At 66.5% G+C, this 20,776-nt stretch carries 18 protein-coding genes; 7 read left to right on the top strand and 11 right to left on the bottom strand.

Annotated features, from left to right (window positions below):
- Window positions 1-5: 5 nt before the first annotated feature.
- From K1T73_RS04075 to K1T73_RS04100, 6 genes are all read left to right on the top strand, one after another.
- Entirely contained in the window at window positions 6-2,213 is a 2,208-nt protein-coding gene (locus tag K1T73_RS04075) for a PepSY domain-containing protein (RefSeq protein ID WP_220602709.1), read from the top strand.
- Window positions 2,194-3,174: an FAD:protein FMN transferase gene (locus K1T73_RS04080; RefSeq protein WP_220602710.1), complete on the top strand. Its 981-nt coding sequence runs from the start codon at window positions 2,194-2,196 to the stop codon at window positions 3,172-3,174. Before K1T73_RS04075 ends, K1T73_RS04080 begins: the two co-directional genes overlap by 20 nt.
- 279 nt (window positions 3,175-3,453) lie before the next feature.
- Entirely contained in the window at window positions 3,454-3,603 is a 150-nt protein-coding gene (locus K1T73_RS04085) for a hypothetical protein (protein ID WP_220602711.1), read from the top strand.
- A 34-nt stretch (window positions 3,604-3,637) separates the two neighbouring features.
- Window positions 3,638-4,450 (top strand): SUMF1/EgtB/PvdO family nonheme iron enzyme, encoded by an 813-nt coding sequence (locus tag K1T73_RS04090; RefSeq protein WP_220602712.1) that lies wholly within the window; start codon window positions 3,638-3,640, stop codon window positions 4,448-4,450.
- A gap of 224 nt (window positions 4,451-4,674) precedes the next feature.
- A complete protein-coding gene (locus tag K1T73_RS04095; RefSeq protein ID WP_220602713.1) occupies window positions 4,675-6,129 on the top strand; it encodes a catalase in 1,455 nt (484 codons plus the stop codon).
- 195 nt (window positions 6,130-6,324) lie between these two features.
- Window positions 6,325-7,293, top strand: coding sequence for a serine hydrolase (locus tag K1T73_RS04100; RefSeq protein WP_220602714.1), 969 nt, complete (start codon window positions 6,325-6,327; stop codon window positions 7,291-7,293).
- 56 nt (window positions 7,294-7,349) lie between these two features.
- On the opposite strand, the gene K1T73_RS04105 is transcribed toward K1T73_RS04100, so the two are convergent.
- The 9 genes from K1T73_RS04105 to K1T73_RS04145 form a co-directional block, all read right to left on the bottom strand.
- Window positions 7,350-8,426 carry a DUF1513 domain-containing protein gene (locus K1T73_RS04105; RefSeq protein WP_220602715.1) on the bottom strand — a complete coding sequence of 359 codons (1,077 nt, stop codon included), beginning with the start codon at window positions 8,424-8,426 and terminating at the stop codon, window positions 7,350-7,352.
- A 1-nt stretch (window position 8,427) separates the two neighbouring features.
- Window positions 8,428-9,423, bottom strand: coding sequence for an imelysin family protein (locus tag K1T73_RS04110; RefSeq protein WP_220602716.1), 996 nt, complete (start codon window positions 9,421-9,423; stop codon window positions 8,428-8,430).
- A 2-nt stretch (window positions 9,424-9,425) separates the two neighbouring features.
- Window positions 9,426-10,946 (bottom strand): di-heme oxidoredictase family protein, encoded by a 1,521-nt coding sequence (locus K1T73_RS04115; RefSeq protein WP_220602717.1) that lies wholly within the window; start codon window positions 10,944-10,946, stop codon window positions 9,426-9,428.
- 66 nt (window positions 10,947-11,012) lie between these two features.
- Window positions 11,013-12,284, bottom strand: coding sequence for an imelysin family protein (locus K1T73_RS04120; protein ID WP_220602718.1), 1,272 nt, complete (start codon window positions 12,282-12,284; stop codon window positions 11,013-11,015).
- 160 nt (window positions 12,285-12,444) lie between these two features.
- Entirely contained in the window at window positions 12,445-13,806 is a 1,362-nt protein-coding gene (purB, locus tag K1T73_RS04125; protein ID WP_220602719.1) for an adenylosuccinate lyase, read from the bottom strand.
- A 29-nt stretch (window positions 13,807-13,835) separates the two neighbouring features.
- Window positions 13,836-15,005, bottom strand: coding sequence for a cystathionine beta-lyase (gene metC, locus K1T73_RS04130; RefSeq protein WP_220602720.1), 1,170 nt, complete (start codon window positions 15,003-15,005; stop codon window positions 13,836-13,838).
- Window positions 15,002-16,528 (bottom strand): tripartite tricarboxylate transporter permease, encoded by a 1,527-nt coding sequence (locus K1T73_RS04135; protein WP_220602721.1) that lies wholly within the window; start codon window positions 16,526-16,528, stop codon window positions 15,002-15,004. Before K1T73_RS04135 ends, metC begins: the two co-directional genes overlap by 4 nt.
- A gap of 10 nt (window positions 16,529-16,538) precedes the next feature.
- Window positions 16,539-17,003 carry a tripartite tricarboxylate transporter TctB family protein gene (locus K1T73_RS04140; protein WP_220602722.1) on the bottom strand — a complete coding sequence of 155 codons (465 nt, stop codon included), beginning with the start codon at window positions 17,001-17,003 and terminating at the stop codon, window positions 16,539-16,541.
- Window positions 17,004-17,080: 77 nt separating this feature from the next.
- Entirely contained in the window at window positions 17,081-18,031 is a 951-nt protein-coding gene (locus tag K1T73_RS04145; protein WP_220602723.1) for a tripartite tricarboxylate transporter substrate binding protein, read from the bottom strand.
- A gap of 152 nt (window positions 18,032-18,183) precedes the next feature.
- Here K1T73_RS04145 and K1T73_RS04150 point away from each other — a divergent pair, with 152 nt between their 5' ends.
- Window positions 18,184-19,074, top strand: coding sequence for a LysR family transcriptional regulator (locus K1T73_RS04150; protein ID WP_259400438.1), 891 nt, complete (start codon window positions 18,184-18,186; stop codon window positions 19,072-19,074).
- Here the strand turns inward: K1T73_RS04150 and K1T73_RS04155 are convergent.
- Together K1T73_RS04155 and K1T73_RS04160 are read right to left on the bottom strand one after the other, a co-directional pair.
- Entirely contained in the window at window positions 19,071-19,892 is an 822-nt protein-coding gene (locus K1T73_RS04155; protein ID WP_220602724.1) for an ABC transporter permease, read from the bottom strand. The two genes, K1T73_RS04150 and K1T73_RS04155, sit on opposite strands and share 4 nt — an antisense overlap.
- Window positions 19,892-20,776, bottom strand: a complete 885-nt coding sequence (locus K1T73_RS04160) for an ABC transporter permease (protein WP_220602725.1) — start codon at window positions 20,774-20,776, stop codon at window positions 19,892-19,894. The genes K1T73_RS04155 and K1T73_RS04160 overlap by 1 nt, the downstream gene beginning before the upstream one ends.

A 20,776-nucleotide genomic window follows, 5' to 3' on the forward strand; every position in this document is an offset into this window, starting at 1 on the left:
CGGCCATGATCCGCGCATTTCATCGCTGGCCAGGGCTTATCGCCTTGGCTCTCGTGACCATCCTGAGCTTGAGCGGCGCGGCGCTGTCGGTCTTCCCTGCGGCCGAGCGTATCGTCTCGCCGCAGGTGGAGACCGGTCTGACCGTCGCCACCCTCGCGGACCGCATCCAGGCGGTCTATCCGGGGGTCGAGCAGATCCGCCGGTCGCCATCGGGCCGGATCACCGCCTATTGGTTCGACCAGGGCACGCCCGGCGCCGCAGTGATCGACCCGGCGACGGGTCAGGGTGTGGCCTCGGCCGACCCGAACCGGACCCTCCGCTGGCTCACCAACCTGCATCGCTCGCTGTTTCTCGGAGATGGCGGTCGCATTGCCATGGCGACGGGGGCTTTGGCGATGCTGGTCCTGTCGCTGTCCGGTGCGGCGCTGGTCGCGCGGCGGACGGGCGGCTGGCGGCATTGGGTCGCGCCTCTGCGGGGGCCGCTTGCCGGTCGGCTGCACGTCGAGATTGCACGGATTGCGGTGATCGGCCTCATCCTGTCGTCGACCACGGCTTTGTGGATGACGGCCTCGACTTTCGATCTTCTCCCCGATGGCGGCGCAGCGCCAGCCTTCCCGACCGAGGTGAGCGGTGAAACGGGGTTTGCCCCTGATTGGATGCCGACGTTGCAACAGATGCACGTCGCCGAGCTGCGCGAGTTGAGCTTCCCCTATCCCGGCGATGCGACGGACGCCTTCAGGCTGAAGACCGACCGGGGGACCGGATATCTCGATCAGGGCAACGGAGCGCTTCTGGCCTGGGAGGGCCTCACCGGGTGGGAGCGGGTCTCGGAAACCATCTACATGCTGCACACCGGACAGGGCGAGGCGACGCTGGGGCTGGTGCTCGGGCTGATGGCGCTGGGCGTGCCCGCCATGGGGGCAACCGGCGTTCTGGTCTGGATTGCGGGGCGGCGCGCACGGCCCCGCATCCGGGGCAATCAGCCAGCGGGCGGGGCCGAGACGATCCTGCTTGTCGGCAGCGAGGGCGGCAGCACATGGGGCTTCGCCGCGACGCTGCACGCCGCGCTGTCGCAGTCCGGGCAGAGCGTGCATGTGGGGCCGATGTCGGGCTTCGCTCCTGAGCGCTATGCAAAAGCCGAGCGGATCATCCTGCTCGCCGCGACCTATGGCGACGGCGCGGCACCGGCCTCGGCCAAGGGGTTTCTCGACCGGCTTCAAGCCCTCGACCGCGCGCCTGAAATTCCTCTGGCCGTGCTCGGCTTCGGGGACCGCAGCTTCCCTGCCTATTGCGCGTTCGCCAAGGCTGTGATGACCCAGGCGCGGGCGAAGGGCTGGCCCGAACTCATGCCGCTCGGCACGATCGACCGCCAGTCGCCGCAGGATTTCGCGCGGTGGAGCCGCGCGCTGAGTGAGGCGCTTGGGATCCCCTTGGAATTGTCGCACCAGCCCGTTCTGCCGAAGACCGAGACGTTGACCCTCTTGTCGCGCCGGGACTACGGCGCCGAGGTCCAGGCCCCGACCGGGATCCTGCGCTTTGCCCTGCCGCGCGCCACGCTCTGGCAGCGACTGACCGGGCAAGGCTTCTCGCGCTTCACCGCCGGCGACCTGATCGGTGTTCTGCCGGAGGGCAGCCAGATGCCGCGGCTCTACTCGCTTGCCTCGTGCCGGCGCGACGGGTTCATCGAGATCGTGGTGAGGAAGCATCCGGGCGGCCTGTGCTCGGGGCAACTGACCACACTGGAACCCGGCGTTACGGTGACCGCCTTCCTCCGTCGCAACCCCGGTTTCCGGGTCGGACGGGGCCGCGCGCCGCTGATCCTGATCGGCGCGGGAACGGGAATCGGGCCACTTGCGGGGTTCGTGCGCGGCAACGCGCGCCAGCGGCCGATCCATCTGTTCTTCGGAATGCGTCATCCGGAGAGCGACTTCTTCTACGGGGAGGAATTTCCCGGCTGGCAGGAAGAAGGGCGTTTGACCCGGCTGGTCACGGCCGTCTCGCGCGGGGAGCGGCCGCACTTCGTGCAGGATGCTCTGCGGGGCGAGGCCACTCAGGTCGCCGACCTGATTCGCGACGGCGCCCGCGTGATGGTCTGCGGTGGGCGCGACATGGCGGCGGGCGTGGCCGATGCGTTGGCCGAAATCCTCGCGCCGACCGGGCTCACTCCTGCGGTGCTGAAGGCGGAGGGGCGGTATGTCGAAGATGTCTATTGAAATGGTGCGTCACGCGCTGAATGGCCTGACCATGGGCACGCGCTGGTCGGCGCTGTTCTTCGCGGAACCGGGCGTCGATACGAACGCAGTTCACGGTGCGTTGCAAGCGGCGGTGGATGAGGTGGACGCGCAGATGTCCACGTGGCGGCCCGACAGCGATCTCATGCGCCTCAACGCGGAACCGGTAGGCGAATGGGTGGCGATGCCCGACCGGCTGCGCACGGTCCTTCATCTCGGCCTTGAGATCGGGCGCGCCTCGGGCGGGGCCTTCGACATCGCCATGGGCGATGCGGTGACGGCCTGGGGGTTCGGGCCGGAGGCCGCCGCGCCTGATGGCATCCGCGCTGCGATGGCCGCGCCGCGCCGCCCGGCACATGACGTGCTGGAGACCTGTGGCGACCAGGTGCGCAAGTCCGCACCCATCGCGCTCGATCTCAACGGTATCGCCAAGGGCTATGGGGTCGACCGGTTGGCCGAGACCTTGCGTGACCACGGGATCGCGGGCGGCCTCGTTGGGATCGACGGCGAAATGCGCGCGCTCGGGCTCCGGCCGGACGGCGAGGCATGGACCATCGCGGTCGAAGCCCCGAACCCTGAGCGTCGGGCTCCCCATTCGATCCTCGCGCTGCAGGACGCGGCCGTCGCGACATCCGGCGATTACCGCCATTGGGTCGAGGTGCAGGGCCGTCGTCTGTCGCATACGATGGACCCGAAGCTCGGCGCGCCGTTGCTCGCTCCGCCGGCCTCCGTCACCGTCCTCGCCCGCACCTGCGCCGAGGCCGACGCCTGGGCGACGGCGCTGATGGTGCTCGGCGCTGATGCAGGCGCGGCGCTCGCAAGAAGGTGTGGGCTCGACGCCCTGTTCCTCCTCCGCGATGGTGACCGCAGCAGGAGGGCCGTGGGAGTCGGAGGATTTTTTTCCGATGAGTCAGCGTCACTCGCCTCGGCAGAGTGGCGATGACGCGGATGAACGCAACCCCTGTCAATCGCTGCAAGACCGCGCGTGAGGATGCGGAAAACCGCCGTCCTTCAGTATCGCCGCGTCTGCCGATGTTGCGTGGTCGCGCAGCAGGATCTTGCGGTGCAGATCGCGGCCTAATGCCTGTTTCCCCATATGCGCCGGCAGGCATCTTCGCCGACCAGTGCCTGCGCACCTAGTGCGACAGCGTTTACTGGCTACCGAGGGGCCGACCATGATAGCTGTCTTTCAGAGTCTTGGTCCAGCATTCGGGTGGGTATCGTGAAAAAGCTGTTTGCCGCAGATCGTGCGATGCTGCTGACGGGCCTCACGCTCCTCGGGATGCTCCTGGCGGTGCTCGCGCTCTGGCCGCTGCGGGACAGCGCCGCCCAAGGCGCGTCCGTGGTCGGTCTGCTGCTCGTATACGCCTGACACTGCGCCTCATTCGATCCGCGCGAACGACGCGATGATCCCGGTCGAGGGCGGCATCTATACGCTTGGCCGCGACAACGGCCCTGCTAGCGAGGCGCCAGCGCACACGGTCCAACTGCAAGGCTTTCGGATCGACCGCACCGAGGTCACCAACGCGGCCTTTGCCGAGTATCTGAACGCGCTGGCCATTCCGGTCGCCGCACAGTTCGAAGGCGGCAACGCGACCCGCGATCACCTCTCAGACGAGAGTGCAGCTCTCTTGATGGAAGAGCAGCGCAGCAGCGGGCTCTACCCGATCATCGCGCTGGACGACCCGCAGGCGCGCATCGGTTACAGCGACGGCGCGTTCCGCCCGACGCCCGGCTATGAGAACCACCCCGTGACAGAGACGACATGGGCCGGAGCACGCGCCTATTGCGCCTGGCGCGGCACGCGCCTGCCCAGCGAGGCCGAGTGGGAGGCCGCCGCAAGGGGCGCAGACGCCAGCCTTTATCCGTGGGGGAATACCGCACCGGATCAGAGCCGCGTTTTCGTGTCGGGGCAGACCGGCGTGACCGCCGAGGTGGGGAGCCGTCCGGCCGGTGCGACGCCGAGCGGCGTGCTTGACATGAGTGGATCGCTTGCGGAATGGACGTCCAGCCTGAAGCGGCCCTACCCCTACGATCCCGCGGATGGCCGCGAAGCCCCTGATCGCGCCGGCGAGCGGGTTACGCGGGGCGGTGACTACATCTACGATGCGGGATCTGCGACGCTGACCGCGACGCATCGCGACGGGTTTTCCAACGCTCCGGGACGCGGCCACCGTCACATCGGTTTCCGTTGCGTGGCCAACGCCATGGCGGGCTGACCTCGGGTTTTGGGCCGTAAATCGGACGATCAAGCTCGCTGGTCCCGCCATTAACGCCCATGTGACGCTGACGCGTCTGCCGCCACGGGTTTCGGGACCGGCGATCCCGCCCTTGGATGTTCTCCGGATTTGCGGCAGGATCGAATGTGCCATCGAGAGGGCACCGGACGCCCGACGATCCCGTTGTGGACCGGTGCCTCTGGGCCGCAAAAGGAGATCTCGACATGACCGATGACGCCAAGAAACCCACCACGACCGATGCAGGTCAACCCGTGGCGAGTGACGAACATTCCCTTACGGTCGGCCGGGACGGACCTATCGTCCTGCACGATCACTACCTGATCGAGCAGATGGCGCAGTTCAACCGTGAGCGCATTCCCGAACGCCAGCCGCACGCCAAGGGAGGCGGCGCCTTCGGGCATTTCGAGGTAACGCATGACGTCAGCAAATACACCAGCGCGGCGCTGTTTCAGCCGGGCACGAAAACCGACACGCTGATCCGTTTCTCGACTGTCGCGGGCGAACGGGGCAGTCCGGACACCTGGCGCGATCCGCGCGGGTTCTCGCTGAAATTCTATACCACCGAAGGCAATTACGACATGGTCGGCAACAACACGCCGATCTTCTTTTTGCGCGATCCGATGAAGTTTCAGCACTTCATCCGCTCGCAGAAACGCCGCGCCGACTCGGGCCTGCGCGATCACGACATGCAGTGGGATTTCTGGACGCTCTCGCCGGAATCCGCGCATCAGGTGACATGGCTGATGGGCGATCGCGGGATCCCGAAGACATGGCGGCACATGGACGGCTTTTCGAGCCACACCTACATGTGGGTGAACGCGGACGGCGAGAAATTCTGGGTGAAGTACCATTTCAAGACCGACCAGGGCAACGACTTCCTGACCCAGGAAGAAGCCGACAGGATCGCGGGTGAGGATGCCGATTACCACCGCCGCGACCTGTTCAACGCGATCCGCGACGGGAACTATCCGACCTGGACACTCAAGATGCAGATCATGCCGTTCGAGGAGGCCAAGACCTATCGCTTCAACCCGTTCGATCTGACCAAGGTGTGGCCGCATGCGGATTATCCCCTGATCGAGGTGGGCAAGCTGACGCTGGACCGCAACCCGACCGATTTCCATACCGAAATCGAACAGGCGGCCTTCGAACCCAACAACTTGGTGCGCGGCATAGGCCTCAGCCCCGACAAGATGCTGCTGGGGCGCGGGTTTTCCTACGCGGACGCGCATCGCGCGCGGCTGGGGGCGAATTACAAGCAGATCCCGGTCAACCGCCCCAAATCGCCGGTCCACAGCTACAGCAAGGATGGTGCGATGCGGGTCGAGAACGTCTCGGACCCCGTCTATGCTCCCAACTCCTACGGTGGACCTGCGGCCGATCCGTCGCTGACCGACGACGCGGGGCTGTGGTATGCCGACGGCGACATGGTGCGGCAGGCCTATACGCTTCGCGAGGATGACGACGACTGGGGACAAGCCGGCACACTGGTCCGCGATGTTCTGGACGACGCCGCGCGTGACCGGCTGGTCAACAATATCGTGGGCCACCTCAAGGGCGGCGTCTCCGAAAAGGTGCTGAAACGGGCTTTCGAATACTGGCGCAACGTGGACGAAACCCTTGGCGAAAGGGTCGAGAAGGGCGTGAGGGACGGCTGAGCGCGGCGCCGACATATCGCGATGAACGGGAAGCCCTGCGGCGAGGCAACCAAAGGGGGACACGAGATGATCTTGCGATATGGGACTAAGGCGGAAGCCATAGAGTGCCCGGATCCTGTGCGGGTCGGATCATGCCCTGATGGCCGGGAACCCAACGGAACCGGCGTCGCGACCACGCGGCGCCGGGCAGTGGCCATGGGGCTGGCCGCGCTGATGTCGCCTGCAGTTCTTATGCGTCCGGTGACGGCTCAAACACGGGACTTCGCCGAGGTGGAGGCCCAGGCCCGCGAACTCGAACAATTGCACGCGCTCGTGGTCCACCGGGATGGAAACGCTGTTCTGGAGCGTGCGTTCGGCGGAAACGATCTTGATCGGCCCGCGAATGTCAAATCCGTTTCGAAGACCCTTCTTGCGCTTCTGACGGGAATCGCCATCGACCGCGGAGACCTGCCGGGGGCCGACACCAGGGTGCTGCCGGCCCTTGGCCGTCCGGCGACCGGAGATGCGCGAGACGAGATCACCGTCGGCGATTTGCTGTCGATGCGGGCGGGGTTGGCAAGTACCTCGGGCGCGGAATACGGCGCCTGGGTCGCAAGCGAGAATTGGGTCGACCATGTCCTGACCCGCGATCTGGTGGCCGAGCCGGGTGGACGTTTCATCTATTCGACGGGGGGCTGGCATCTTCTGGGTGCTTTGCTTGCGCGGGCGACGGGGCGCGACCTGCACAGCCTGGCGCGCGACTGGCTCGCAGAGCCGCTCGGCATCGACATCGCCCCTTGGCAGCGCGATCCGCAGGGCAACTACATGGGCGGCAATCAGATGGCGCTGTCGCCGCGTGATCTTGGCCGGATCGGTGACATGGTTCTGGCGGATGGCAGATGGAGTGGTGTCCAGGTCGTTCCGGCATCTTGGATCGCGAGGTCATGGCAGCCACGTGGCCGGTCACCCTGGAGCGGCGACCGTTACGGATATGGCTGGTTCCTGACCGACATCGCCGGCCAACGGGCGGCATACGGGCGTGGCTACGGTGGGCAGATCCTGGCGGTCGTGCCGGATCTGAACGTGAGCATCGCCATTACCTCGGATCCGACGCGCCCGGCTCGAACGGAGGGCTACTTCGGCGATCTGCGGCGCCTCATGGCCAGCATCGTGTCGGCGGTGTGAAAGACCGGTGGAGAAGATCACGGGGGCGCCGACCCGCGCCGGTGTCACAACATCCCTCACACCCGCATCAGGTGGTTGTCCCACGAAAGCGCGTGGCGTGAGGTCGTGGTCGGAGGGGCGCCCGGGGTGCGGCGCAGGATTTGGCCCTGGCCCGTGGTGAAAAGCAGCCCGTCGCGTGCGGGGGCCACGCCGCAGATGTCGGGGGCCTCGATCCGGGTGACGAGGCGCCGTGCGCTGTCGAAGACGAGCGCGCGGCCACCGCGCGGGCCGGTGATGGCGATCTCGTCTCCGCCGCCCGACATGGCGATGGAGCCGGCATAGCCCTGCATCGCGCGTGCCTCGGTTTCGGCCGTTTCGGCAAAGGCGAGGGCGCCGCCCATCTCGTGCATGGCGAGAAGCGGCGGGGTCTCGGCCGCGTCGCCCTGCCATTGTCCCGCCACGGCCACCCGCCCGTCCGGCGCGACGGCGAGGTGGCGCAGGGAGAGCTTGTGCCATTCGGACGGCGGCTCGGCCCGGTCGAGGACCGTGCCGTCGAGCGAGAGATAGGCAAGATTGGGTCGCATGAGCGGCAGGTTGAGCTTGGCCCGGCCCGTGTCGGGATGTGTCTCGATACCGCCATTGGCGACGACGAGTGTCGTGCCCGAAGGCATGAGGCGCAGATCGTGCGGGCCGACGCCACCCGAGGGGAGAGCGCCGATGCGGGAATAGCCGTGTGCGGCGTCCCAGATTCCCACCATGCCGCGCGCGTTCCGATAGTCATTCTCGGCGGTGAAAAGCAGGGTGCCTTCGGCCGAAAAGGTGCCGTGACCGCTGAAATGATGGCCGTCTGGAGCGGTGAGCCGGGCGGTCTCCTGCCCCGTCATGCAATCGAGGACGAGCGCGAAGGTGCCGGGGCGACGGGCAAAAGCCACGGCCTCGGGGCGCGAGGGATGGGCCGCCGCCGCGTGGCCGCGGCCGGGGAGTGCAAGGTCGAAGATGCGGCCCCCCGCAGCGTTGAGGCCGAACATGCGGTAGGCTCCCGAAGGCAGGCGCGCGGCTGCAAGGTAGCGCGGCGCGCCCGCGTCGGCCCAAGTGGGGGCGGGGCAGGCCGTGGCGGCCAAGAGCCCGGCGAGGAAGCTGCGGCGGCCCGGCATCTCAATCCCCGTCGAGCGCGTTGAATCCCGCCGAGATGCCGAGCTGGGGCCCGAGGCGGGTCGCGACGAGGTCGCGGATGCCGTCGATGCTGGTTTGCAGGCTTTCGACGCGCAAACGCGATTGCGGATCGTCCACACCAGCGAAGACGGGATCGTCGAGTATCTCGGCTTCGGCGAGGGCCTTGGCGAAGGCGTCATCGATCATCCCGTCCCCGCCCGAGAGGCGCGCGGCGAGGTCGCGCAGGCTTTGCAGCGAGAGGATGACGTGGCGCAGCGACCGGCCCGAGCGCCATGCCTCGGCCCGGGCAGGACGGGGGCGGTCGAAACTGGCCAAGGGACGGCCGAGCCGCACGTCTGAGGTAAACTGAAGCCCCGTGGTGAGCGCGGTGAACAGCTGCTGCGTGGCTTCCGCCTCGCTGCGGTAGGTGTCATTGCTGCCCGCGCCGCTCATGAGATCGGCGTAGCGGTCGGACCAATCGTCATGGATCGCGCGGGCATTGGCCGCCATGTCGGCGGTCAGCGACCGGAGAAGGGCGCAGCGATACGCGGCCTCGCCGCGATCCGCGAAGGCGTCGTCATAGAGCAGGAACTCGAGCGCATAGAACCCGCGTGCGGCGACCGAGACGGTGGCGAATTTCTCGGGGGAGGCGGCCACGGGGTCGGCGGCGTCGAGCAGTGCGCCAAGCGTGCGAGGGGTGACGCCCCGGGTGTCGGGCCAGAAGGCGAGGGCGAAGGCGCGGTCGTCTTCCTCGGTCGGACCAAAGCGCAGGTGGCTCATCACGACCCAGGCGTCGAAGGCGTCGTGATAGGCCGCGCGCAGTTCGTCCGAGCCGGTGGCGCAGTTGGTCCGGGCCTCCTCGGCCAGCGCGTCGGTCTGCTCCGCAAGGGCCTCGGTGCGAGGCAGGATGTGGTCGTCGACGATCCTGCGCAAATCTGCCTGCTCTGCCGTGGCGGCGAGGGGCACCGTGAGGGCAATGGCGATGATGAGGGGGCGCATGGTCAGAGGCTCTCCAGGAAGCGGATGAGGGCGGCGCGATCGTCGGGAGGCATCTCGACAACGGTATCGCGCGCCGTCTGTGCCTCGCCACCATGCCACAGAACCGCCTCGAGGAGTGAGCGTGCGCGGCCGTCGTGGAGGAAATAGGTATGCCCCGAGACTTGTTGGGTGAGGCCAATGCCCCAAAGCGGCGGCGTGCGCCACTCTGTCCCGGTCGCGCGCGCCTCGGGGCGGTTGTCGGCGAGGCCCGGGCCCATGTCGTGCAGCAGCAGGTCGGTATAGGGCCAGATGAGCTGAAAACTCTGTTCGGGCTGGCCCTCGAGGCGATGAGTCACGTAGCTGGGCCGGTGGCAGGAGGCGCAGCCGGTTTCGTGGAAGACCTTCTTGCCGCGCAGCACTTGGGGATCGTCCACGTCACGCCGCGCGGGCACGCCGAGATTGCGGCTGTAGAAGGTGACGAGATCGAGCCCCTCGGCGTCGATCTCGAACTCGCGCTCGTCGCCGTCGCCGTGTGGCGCGGCGAGGCAATCGGCCTGAAGATCGGTGCATTCGCCCGAGGCTGCGGGGAAGAGCGGGTTCGAGATGCCGATGTCGCCCACGAAGGCCGAGGCGGATTGTTCGCGGATCGTGGGATTGCCGGCCTTGTGCCCGAAGCGGCCCAGCATCGGGCGGTCGAACTCCCGTGACCAGACGATGTTGGCGCGGCCCGAGATGCCATCGCCGTCGGTATCATCCGGGTCCGCACCGGCGAGAATGTCGGCGGCGGGAATGGCCTCGATGAGACCGAGACCGATCATCTGCGGCGCGACGCGAGGGCTCAACATGGCGTCGGGGTGGAGCGGGCCATAGCCCAGGTCGGCGGCGCGGTATGTGGGGGCGCGCAGATGCGCGACCTGGCCGCCCGAAAGCGGCACGTTGGTCTCGTCATAGGTGACGTTGAGGCGGTATTCCGCAGGGTGGCCCGGCAGGCTGAAATCCTGCAATTGCGTGCCGTAGGTCGGGTCGGGGCGCGAGGCGATGTAGTCCGCGATCTCGGGAATCGCGTCAGCGTCGGTGCCCGGGATCGAGATGCGCAGGAACATCGAGATGGCGTTGTCGTCCGGCCCCTCGGGCGGATGACCGCGCCCGTCCTTGATGTGACAGCGCTGACAGGAGCGCGCGTTGTAGAGGGGTCCGAGCCCATCGGAGGCGAGTGTCGACGAGGGCGACGAGACCCAGAGCTTGCGGAAGAGGCCGTTGCCGACCTTGAAATCCAGCTCGTCCTCGAAGGTGATGTTGCCCGAGGGCAGGGAAAAGGCGTTGGAATCGCGCGTGGCGCGCACGGTGGCGGCGCCGGCGGATTTCTCCTCGTATGCCTGGGGAGCGTCGAACGAGCCGGGTGGCGCCGTGACCTTGGCGATGCGCGCGGCCTCGGCCTCGGTCCTGGGGATGATGGGCAGGTGCGGCTCGTCGAGCGGGCTGCCCGCCTCGGCGAGCGGGGTGGCGAGCGTCGCGGCGAGGGCAAGTGTGACGAAGCGTTTCATGGCATCGGGCCGTTCGGAAGCGATGGTCGGCGCGCGGCGATAAGACACCGCGCACCGGGGGCAGTGTTACTGGAACACGGCGTCGGGATCGTCGAGACTGTCGGAGCCTTCGAATGCGATGGCATCCGAGCCGAGCGCCGAGACGATGCGCTCGATCGTGCGCGTCTGGTCGATGAGGGCGTCGACCCCGCCCATGATGAGCGCCTCACCGGCGGCGCTGTCGCGGGCAAGCATCATGTCATAGGAAAACCCCGCTTCGGCGGCGGTCTTGATCTGGCCCAGTTCGCGCATGGTGGTGGCGAGCTTCGCGCGCATTTCGGCGTCGAGCGCAGGATCGCTATCGGCCACGAGGTCCGAGAGCGACGGGCCCGAAACCTCGGTCCCGTCGATGCGCACGTAGTCGCCGAGATAGACGTTCTGGATGCCAAGCCCGTCGTAGTAGTGGCTGTTGTGTGTGTTGTCGGAAAAGCAGTCATGCTCTTCCTCGGGGTCGTTCAGCATCAGGCCGAGACGCATGCGTTCGCCCGCCTGTTCGCCGTAGGAGAGCGAGCCCATGCCGGTCAGGATCGCGGTGATCCCTTTATCGGGGTTCTCGGTCACGGTTTCCCGCGCGGCGCCGCCTTCGGCCCATTGCTGCGTCATCCATTCGAGGTCGGAGACGAGGAGGTCGGTTGCGGCCCGGAGGTAGTCGGCGCGGCGGTCGCAATTGTCGTTCGTGCAGTCCGCGCCGGCGGCATAGTCGGTCCAGGGCCGATTGCCCGCACCCGCATTATGGCCGTTGAGATCCTGCCCCCAAAGCAGGAATTCGATGGCGTGATAGCCGGTGGCGACATTGGCCTCGACGCCGTCGGCCTCGTGGAGCGTGTCGGCCAGAAGTTCGGGCGTGATCTCGGAGGCGTCGACCTCTTTCCCCGAGAGGGTGAAGGTGGAGTTGGCCACGATATTGAGCGCGGCCAGCTCGTTTTCGTCCGACGGTCCGCCATACGATGCGTCCACGTAGTCGATCAGCCCCTCATCGAGAGGCCACGCGTTCACCTTGCCTTCCCAGTCGTCCACGATCGGATTGCCGAAGCGATAGACCTCGGTCTGCTGATAGGGAACGCGGGCGGCGATCCATGCCTCGCGCGCGCGTTCGAGCGCCATGGGCGATGGATCGGAGACGAGCCGCTCGACCGCGTCGCGCAGGGCCTTGGCGGCGATGAGGCTGTCCTCGTATTTCGCTTGCGCGATATCGGCATAGTTGTTCAGCACGGCGGCCTTGTCGGTGGCGGCAGAGGCCGGTCCGGTGACGGCGAGACCGAGCGCGAGGGCGCTCGTGGCGAGCATCGGGTGGTTCATCGAGGTCTTGGTCCTTTGCGTTTCGGTGTCGTCGCGATGGCGACGCGATGCGCGCCGGTGAGGCCTTCCGCAGCCTTGGCGGAAGGGCCGGCACGCATCGCTCGGCTCAAGACCTGAGTGATTTAGTCGGGATTGTCAATGCAGGGCGGGATACCGCCCCTCAGACGCGCCCCTTACCGCGGATATCGGCGAGCGCGGCATCGACGATCTCGGGCGAATGACCCACATAGGTGGTGGGATCGAGCAGCGCGTCGAGTTCCTGCTCGCTCACCGCTGCCGAAATCCTGTCGTTACCCATCAGCGCTTCCTTGAAGGTCTGACCGCCCTCGATGCCCTTCATCGCGGCGACGTAGACCTCTTCATGCGCGGTCTGTTTGCCCATCTTGTCGGCCAGCGCGAACATCACGCGCTCGGCCAGCGCGTAGCCCTTGAGAAGGTTGAGATTGGCCAGCATGCTCTCTTCCTTCACCTCGAGACCCGCCAGCACGAATTTCAGGTTGGCCAGCACAACCGAGAGCATGAGGCATATCTCGGGCATGATCTTCCATTCCATCTTCCACACCGCGCCGTCGCGCTCGTGCTCGTGCTTGGTGATGTCGGACATCATGTTGATGTTGGACTTGAGCGTGTTCGACACCGTGACCGAGTTCTCGGTCACCGCCGGGTTGCGCTTGTGCGGCATGGTGGACGATCCGACCTGCCCCTCACCGAAGGGTTCGGCCACCTCGTCGAGTTCGTTGTGCATGAGCAGCAGGAGTTGGTTGCCGATCTTGTTCATGGTGGCGTTGATGCCGCCCATCACGGCGCCGAATTCGTAGAACCGGTCACGAGCGGGCTGCCACGAGATGTTGGGCGTGGCGAGGCCGAGACGCTTGTTCACGGCCTTCTCCATCTCGTGCGCCTTGGGTCCGAAGGACGCCTTGGTGCCGACGGCGCCGACGATGGAACCCGCGAAAACGCGCGGGGCCATCTCGTCCAGACGTTCGAGATGGCGGTCGATCTCGGACAGCCAGATCGCCGCCTTGAATCCGAAGGTGACGGGGATCGCCTGAAGCGAGAGGGTGCGGCCCATCATGGGCGTGTTGCGGTGCTCTTCGCTGAGCTTCAGGAGGCTTCGGGCCATCTCCTCGAGGTCGCGGCGCACGATCTCGTAGGCGTCGCGCAGTTGCAGCACGAGGCCGGTGTCGATGATGTCCTGCGTGGTGACGCCCCAGTGGACGTATTCGCCCGCGCCGTTCTCGCAGACATGTTCCAGCGCGCGCACGACCGGCACGAGCGGGTGCTTGGTCTTCGCGAGTTCGCGCAGGACGAGATCCATGTCGATGGCGTCATAGCGGGACTTGGCGGCGATCTCGTCCGCCGCCTCCTGTGGGATCATGCCGAGCGCGGCCTGCTCGAGTGCGAGCGCCGCCTCGACGTCGAGCCAACGCTGGATGCGGGCTTCGTCGTTGAAGACGCCGCGCATTTCCTCGGTGGACCAAGAATTGGCGAGGAGGATCGAATCGAAAACGCTGGTTCCCATGGATGTTTCTCCGGTTTGGTCGGTTTCGGTCAGGCCGGCGCGGCGAGCGCGCGGGCGAGGTCGGCGATAAGGTCGTCCACATGTTCGAGCCCCGCATGGAGCCTCACCATCGGGCCGGTGCGGTCGGGGTTCGGATAGGTGCGGCCTGCTTCGGGGGCACAGGGCATGGCGAGGCTCTCGAACCCTCCCCAAGAGCTTCCGACCGAGAAGAGCGCGAGACGGTCGATGAAGTCCTCCGTGTCGAAGCCCTGGGTGAATTCGACGGTCAGAAGGCCGTTCGTACCGCTGGCATCGCGCGCCCATGTCTCGCGGCCCGGATGACCGGGCAGGGCGGGGTGCAGGACACGTGTCACCTCGGGCCGGTCCCGAAGCCAGCGCGCAAGTGCGAGCGCAGTTGCCTCGTGGCGTTCGAGCCTGAGCGCCAGCGTGCGCATCCCGCGCAGGGTGTTGTAGGCGTCGTCCGGCCCGAGCGTCTGGCCGGTCATGGCCGTGTGGCGGCGCAGGGGCGCGACCGCGCCGCCCTTGGCCGAGACGGCGCCCATCATCACGTCGGCATGGCCGCCCAAGTACTTGGTGCCCGCGATCACCGAGACGTCGCATCCCAATTCGAGCGGACGGTAGAGCCACCCCGAGCCGTAGGTGCTGTCGGCAACCACGAGCAGGTCACGGGCATGGGCATCAGCGCAGAGCGCGGGCAGGTCCATCACCTCGTAGGTCTGGGAGGCGGGAGATTCGACAATGACGAGTTTCGTTTCGGGGCGGGCGTGATCGGTGAGGTCGGTCGTATCCCACGGGAAGTAGTCGACCGTCACGCCCATGCGCGCCAGCGCGTCGTCGCAATAGCTGCGGGTGGCGGGAAAGATCGTGTCGACGCAGAGCACGTGATCGCCCGCAGCGATGAAGGGCGCGATGGCGCCCGCGACGGCCGCGACCCCGGTGGGGAAGAGGAAACACGCCTCGCCACCCTCGAGGTCGGCGATGGCGGCCGCAAGGGCGTGGGCCGTGGTGGTCCCCCGCCGCCCGTAGGACAGCACGGCGTCATCCGTCTCTCGCCGCGCCTTGGTGTCACGGTAGGAGACCACGGTATCGTGCAGCACGGTCGAGGCGCGCATCACCGGCGGGTTCGCGGGGCCGGGCAGGGGGCCGCGCCCGTAGTGCATGAGCCGCGTTTCGCGATGTGTTTCGTCGGTCTTGCTCATTCGCGGCGCCCCCGGAAATTCATCACCACCGGCACGATCCAGAGTAGCGCCGAGGCCAGCATCATGCCCGCCGCGATCGGGTGCGAAACCGGATCGAGGAAGACCAGCCAGTTGCCGCCCGAGATCGTCAGCGAATTGTTGAGCGAGGATTCAAGCTGCGGTCCCAGCACCAGCCCGAGGATTGCGGGCCCCAGAGGTATCTTCGCCAGCCGCATGCCATACGCCACGACGCCCGCAACGATGGCCACCCACATGTTGAACGTGTTGGCCCCGTCCGAATAGGCGCCCATGAGGCAGAGAAGGGCGATCACGCCCACCATCGCCTCCTTGGGGATGGCGAAGATCGACTTGGATACGGTTCGGATCACCACCCAGGCGATGGGCCACATGACGAGGTTCGCCACGAGGAAGGCCACGATGATCATCCACGCGATGTTGCCGTGCTGCGAGAACAGAAGCGGCCCCGGCACCATGCCGTGAATGGCGAGCGCCCCGATGAAGAGTGCCGAGGTCGAGTTGCCGGGAATCCCGAGCGAGAGGAGCGGGACCATCGAGCTTGCCGTCACCGCGTTGTTCGCGGCCTCGGGTGCCGCGATCCCCTCGGGTGCGCCGTTGCCCCATTCGGCTTCGTCCGGTTTGCCCTCGTAGAGGCGGCGGAACCGGCGCGCGGCCTGATCGTAGGCAAGGAAGATCGCCATCAGCATGCCTGCACCGGGCAGCATGCCGATCACGTTGCCGATGGCGGCGCTTCCGGCCCAGACGGGCGCGAGGCGGCGCATCAGACCTTTCGGCAGGCGGAGGGAGCCGATTTCGGGCAGGCCCGTCACCTCCTTGGCGGCGCGGCGGTCGCGGAAGATGTCGGTCATGAGGTCGAACATGGCCGCGATCCCGAACAGGCCCACCAAGAGCGGCACGAAGGGAATCCCCTCGATCAGGTTGACGTTGCCGAAGGTGTAGCGGGGGAAGCCCGTGACGGGGCTGAACCCGACATTGGCGACCAGTAGGCCGATGATCGCGGCGATTGCACCCTTGATCACGTTGCCGCGCAAGAGACCGACAACGCTCGAAAGCCCGAGGATGGCGAGCGCGAAATTCTCGACATAGCCGAACCTGAGCGCGACCTTGGCCAGCGACGGGGCGAAGAGAAGCAGGACGATGGACGACAGCACGCCGCCCACCACAGACGAGGTGATCGCGATGGAAAGCGCGCGGCCCGCGAAGCCCTTGCGCGCCATGGCGTTCCCGTCCTCCGCGGTCAAGAGCGACGAGGCCGTCCCCGGCACCTTGATCACGATTGCGGGTATGGCGCCCCCGGACGCGGCGGCGCAGTAGACACCGACCATGAGCGCGAGCGCCTGTTCCGGCGGCATCGAGAAGGAGAACGGGATGAAGACCGCGAAGGCGATGTTGTCGTTGATGCCGGGGATCGAGCCCACGATCATGCCGGCGAAGACGCCAATGACGAGCATCAGCGCGACCATGGGAGAAGCGAGCGTCTCGAAGCCCAGAACGATCAGGTCCATGACGCGCCCCTCACAAGAGCCAGGGCGCCAGGGTGCGCGGAAGGCGCACGCCCAGCCCCTCGATGAAGGCAAGGTAGCTGATCCCCGCCACTAGCGCCGCGATCAGCACCAGCTTGACCGGCGCGCGCACGCCGCAGAGCCAGAGAAAGGCGCACTGCATCAGGAAGGTGGGCAGAAGATAGCCCAATCCCTGCGTGAGCGCCGCAATCCAGAGCAGGATCGTGGCGGAGGCCGCGCCCGTGACCTGCGCGGGCGTGGCGAAGGAGACATGCGTCGTCGTGCCGATGACCACGCGCAGGATCAGCACCGCGCCCAGGATCGCCAGAAGACAGCCGAGCACGAGCGGATAGGTTCGCGAATAGGCGTCGAAGCCCGAGGCGAGCCAGGCGGCGATGCCGCCTGTCAGCACGAGCGCGAGGCCCACATAAGTGTCGCTGTGAGCGAGAAGGGGTCGGGTGTCCGGGGAAGTGGTCACGGGGCAGCACCTTGGCGGGAGGGGGCGCAAAAGGCCCGCCCGGCCCGCGGGGGACCGGGCGGACAAGGCGGGGATGATTACTGGCCGAGGCCCGCTTCGTCGATGATGACCGAGGTCAGATCGGCGTAGTTGTCGACGACGAACTGGAAGCCCTCGGCGTCACGATAGGTGGGCGTGTAGCCCGCCGATTCCATCTTCTCGACATAGGCTTCGGTCTCGCTCACCTGCTTGAGGAGATCCTGCAGGAAGGCGACGGCTTCGTCCGGGGTGGCCGCGGGCACGGCCCAGCCGCGGAAGGTGGCGAAGATCGGGATGTCGATGCCGGCCTCCTGGAAGGTGGGCGCGTCGGGGAAGGCGTCCGAGCGTTCCTCGGCGGCGATGGCGAGGATGCGCACCGCGCCGCTTTCGGCCTGTGCCGTTGCCTCGCCCAGCGGCCAGAGCGCGCCGTCGGCGTGACCGCCCGCGACCGCCTGCACCTGCGCGCCGAAGCCCTTGGTGGGGATGTAGTTGAACTTGGCGTCCGTCACGCGCTCGATCGCGAGGCCGGACATGTGATGCGAGGTGCCGACGCCGGCCACGACGATGTTGAGCCCCTCGCTCTCGGCTTTGGCCATGAAATCTTCGATCGTCTCGATGGGAGACTCGGCCGGCACGACAATGACCTCGGGGTCGAGGTTGTAGAGCGCCACGGGGCGGAAATCGCTGACCGCGTAGCCGGCGCCCTTCATCTTGGGGTTGGTCACGACCGAGCTTGTCATCGCGAGCACGGTGTAGCCATCGGGATCGGCCTGAGCGACCGAGGTCTGGCCGACCACGCCGCCGCCGCCCGAGCGGTTCACGACGTTCATCTCGACCCCGTCGAGGATGGTGTTTGCCGTCTCGGCAATGATGCGCGAGGTGGTGTCGACGGATCCGCCGGGATCGAAGGGCACCACGAGATCGATGTCGCGGGCCGGGTAATCCTGGGCCACCGCGGGCAACGTCAGCGCGCCCATGGCGAGGGCCGCGATAAATCCTAGTTGTTTCATGTCGAAATCTCCCTGACTGGTGAATGATCCGCGACGCGATTCGCAATCCGATGCGCGCCGGTCCGGGGTCACACTAGGGATGCGAGACATATGTGTAAAATTAATATAAATGTATGATTCATTAGCTGTATTGAACCGAGGGAAGATCGTCCGTGACGCCCGAACTGCAACTTGCTCAACTTCGCACCTTGATCGCGATCGACGAGGAGGGGAGTTTCAGCGCCGCAGCCGAACGACTGGGGCGCACGCAATCGGCCGTTACGCAGCAGATGCAGGCGCTCGAGCATGTCGTGGGCACCCCGCTTTTTGTCTCTCGCGGACGGCGGCGGGAGTTGACCGAAGCGGGCCAGACCCTTCTGCGCCACAGTCACGAGATCGTCTCGCTCTGCAAGCAGGCGATGACGGCCTCGGGGCGCAGCCAGACGAGCGGTGTCGTCCGCCTTGGTGCACCGCTTGAGATCGCGAACGATCTCCTGCCCGACGTGTTGCGCGAGTTCGCCGCGCGCAGGCCGGATGTTCGGGTCGTCCTCCTGGTCGAGCGGAGCCGCCGGCTGATGCGGATGCTCGAGGAGGGTGCGCTCGACATCACGCTCAGCACCTGGCGCGCCGGAAGCAGCGACGGGCGGCGGGTGAAGCTCCTGCCCGTCCACTGGATCGCAGCCGAAGGCTGGACGCTCGAGCCCGGCGCGCCGCTGCCACTGGTGCTTACGGACGCGCCGAGCATGTTCCGGCGACTCGCGCTGGCGGCGCTCGATGCCGGCGGCTGGGCCTATCTCGAGAAATTCACCTCGCATTCCACCGCCGGGATCCGTTTCGGCGTGAAAGCCGGGATCGGGATAACCGCTCGGACGCAGAGCGCCTTTCGCGGTGGCGTGCAGATGCTCGGAACCGACCTGGGCCTGCCCGCGCTGCCGCGCGTCTCCTACTACCTCCACCGGGCGCTGGGCGAGACGAGCGAAGCCGCCGAGGACCTGTACCGGATGATCGCGACACGCGCCGGCGATGATGACGGGGTAGAGGCCGAGCCTGACCGGCGATCCTAGCCGCCCTTTCCGCGTCCGAAGATCTGTGCCAGCACCATCATCAGCGTCGTGACGAGGATCATGATGGTGGAGATCGCGGCGATCGTCGGGTCGATCTGGTCACGAAGTGCGTTGAACATGGATCGCGTGAGCGTGGGGTTGTCGCCGCCCGAGATGAACATGGCGATCACCACCTCGTCGAAGCTGGCCAGGAAGGACAGAAGCGCCGAGGTCACGACCGCGAACCGGATCTGCGGAAGGGTGATCGTGAGAAACGCCCTCCATCGTGGAGCGCCGAGGGCGCGTGCCGCCATCTCCTGATTCATGTCGTAGGACTTGAGCGCCGAGCCCGTGACGATCAGCACGAGCGGGATGGCGAGCAGCGAATGCGCCAGCACGAGACCGGTCATGGTGTAGAGGATCTGAAGCTTGACGTAGGCATAGAACGCCCCCACGGCGATCAGGACCACGGGCACCATCATCGGCGTGATGAGCATGACGAAAGCCGCGCGGATGAAGGGTACTTTCGAGGCATGGAGGCCGTAGGCGGCGAGGACCCCCACGGGCGTTGCGAAGAGCATCGTGAGAAACGCCGCCTTGAACGAGGTGCGGGTGGCGAGCATCCATTCGTCGGAGTTGATGTAATGCCGGTACCAGCGCGTCGACCACGTCTCGGGCGGGAACTCGAGATATTGCGAATCGGAAAACGACATCGGGATCACGATCAGCGTGGGGGCAACCAGGAGGATCATGATGACGATGGACACCAGGTAAAGCCAGAGCCGCTGGCCATGCGTGACTTGCGTGTCCGAAGCGGGAGAGGAGAGCCAGCGCAACATCACTGCCCCCCGCCCGTCATCCGGTCGAGATCGAGGAATCGCGAAGCGATCCAGAGCACGCCTACAGTAAGCGCCAATAGCACCACCCCGAGCGCCGACGCCGCGCCCCAGTTCACGAAAAGCTCGATATTGGACACGATTTTCATGGATACGAGAATGACCTTGCCGCCGCCCAGCACGGCGGGTGTCACGAAGAAGCCGAGGCAAAGGACGAAGACCATCAGCGCCCCCGCGAAAAGCCCCGGTGTCGAGAGCGGGAAGAACACCGTCCAGAAGGCGCGGCGCGGACTGGCACCGAGGTTCGACGCGGCCTTGAGAAGGTCGGTGTCGATGGCCTTCATCGCGCCATAAGTCGGCAGGATGAGGAAGGGAAGCATGATATGGACCATCCCGATCAGTGTGCCGGTCATGTTGTGGACCATCTTGAGCGGCTCGTCCCAGAGACCGAGCGAAATGGCCCAGCTGTTCACGAGCCCCTGTTTCTGCAACAGCACGAGCCACGCATAGGTCCGCACCAGAAGCGAGGTCCAGAATGGCAGCAACACGGCGAGCATGCACAGGTTGGCCAGCCGCTGCGGCAGTTGTGACATGAAATAGGCCAGGGGATAGCCGATGAATACGCACAGCGCGGTTGTCAGGATGCTCACCTCGAACGTGGTCTGGAAGATGCGCGCGTAGGATTTGCGCCGGATCATCCGCTCGTAATTTTCGAGTGAGAAGTTTCCGTCCGCGCCCACGAAGGAGACGTAAAAGAGCCAGCCCACCGGGATGACGAGGATCACAAGCACCAGGAGAAGGGCGGGCGAGGCGAGGCCGAAGAGGCGCAGACGTTCCATCTTCTCGTCGCGGCGCAATCCGGTCGCGTTGATATCGGACGCGGCCAT

The organism is Roseovarius sp. SCSIO 43702 (assembly GCF_019599045.1).
Taxonomy (GTDB): domain Bacteria; phylum Pseudomonadota; class Alphaproteobacteria; order Rhodobacterales; family Rhodobacteraceae; genus Roseovarius.

What these genes read in the sequence shown, in the direction of transcription:
- K1T73_RS04075 (WP_220602709.1), top strand. Translation starts at nt 6, where the DNA reads ATGATCCGCGCATTTCATCGCTGGCCAGGGCTTATCGCCTTGGCTCTC.
- K1T73_RS04080 (WP_220602710.1), top strand. Translation starts at nt 2,194, where the DNA reads ATGTCGAAGATGTCTATTGAAATGGTGCGTCACGCGCTGAATGGCCTG.
- K1T73_RS04090 (WP_220602712.1), top strand. Translation starts at nt 3,638, where the DNA reads ATGATCCCGGTCGAGGGCGGCATCTATACGCTTGGCCGCGACAACGGC.
- K1T73_RS04095 (WP_220602713.1), top strand. Translation starts at nt 4,675, where the DNA reads ATGACCGATGACGCCAAGAAACCCACCACGACCGATGCAGGTCAACCC.
- K1T73_RS04100 (WP_220602714.1), top strand. Translation starts at nt 6,325, where the DNA reads ATGGGGCTGGCCGCGCTGATGTCGCCTGCAGTTCTTATGCGTCCGGTG.
- K1T73_RS04105 (WP_220602715.1), bottom strand. Translation starts at nt 8,426, where the DNA reads ATGCCGGGCCGCCGCAGCTTCCTCGCCGGGCTCTTGGCCGCCACGGCC.
- K1T73_RS04110 (WP_220602716.1), bottom strand. Translation starts at nt 9,423, where the DNA reads ATGCGCCCCCTCATCATCGCCATTGCCCTCACGGTGCCCCTCGCCGCC.
- K1T73_RS04115 (WP_220602717.1), bottom strand. Translation starts at nt 10,946, where the DNA reads ATGAAACGCTTCGTCACACTTGCCCTCGCCGCGACGCTCGCCACCCCG.
- K1T73_RS04120 (WP_220602718.1), bottom strand. Translation starts at nt 12,284, where the DNA reads ATGAACCACCCGATGCTCGCCACGAGCGCCCTCGCGCTCGGTCTCGCC.
- purB (WP_220602719.1), bottom strand. Translation starts at nt 13,806, where the DNA reads ATGGGAACCAGCGTTTTCGATTCGATCCTCCTCGCCAATTCTTGGTCC.
- metC (WP_220602720.1), bottom strand. Translation starts at nt 15,005, where the DNA reads ATGAGCAAGACCGACGAAACACATCGCGAAACGCGGCTCATGCACTAC.
- K1T73_RS04135 (WP_220602721.1), bottom strand. Translation starts at nt 16,528, where the DNA reads ATGGACCTGATCGTTCTGGGCTTCGAGACGCTCGCTTCTCCCATGGTC.
- K1T73_RS04145 (WP_220602723.1), bottom strand. Translation starts at nt 18,031, where the DNA reads ATGAAACAACTAGGATTTATCGCGGCCCTCGCCATGGGCGCGCTGACG.
- K1T73_RS04155 (WP_220602724.1), bottom strand. Translation starts at nt 19,892, where the DNA reads ATGTTGCGCTGGCTCTCCTCTCCCGCTTCGGACACGCAAGTCACGCAT.
- K1T73_RS04160 (WP_220602725.1), bottom strand. Translation starts at nt 20,776, where the DNA reads ATGGCCGCGTCCGATATCAACGCGACCGGATTGCGCCGCGACGAGAAG.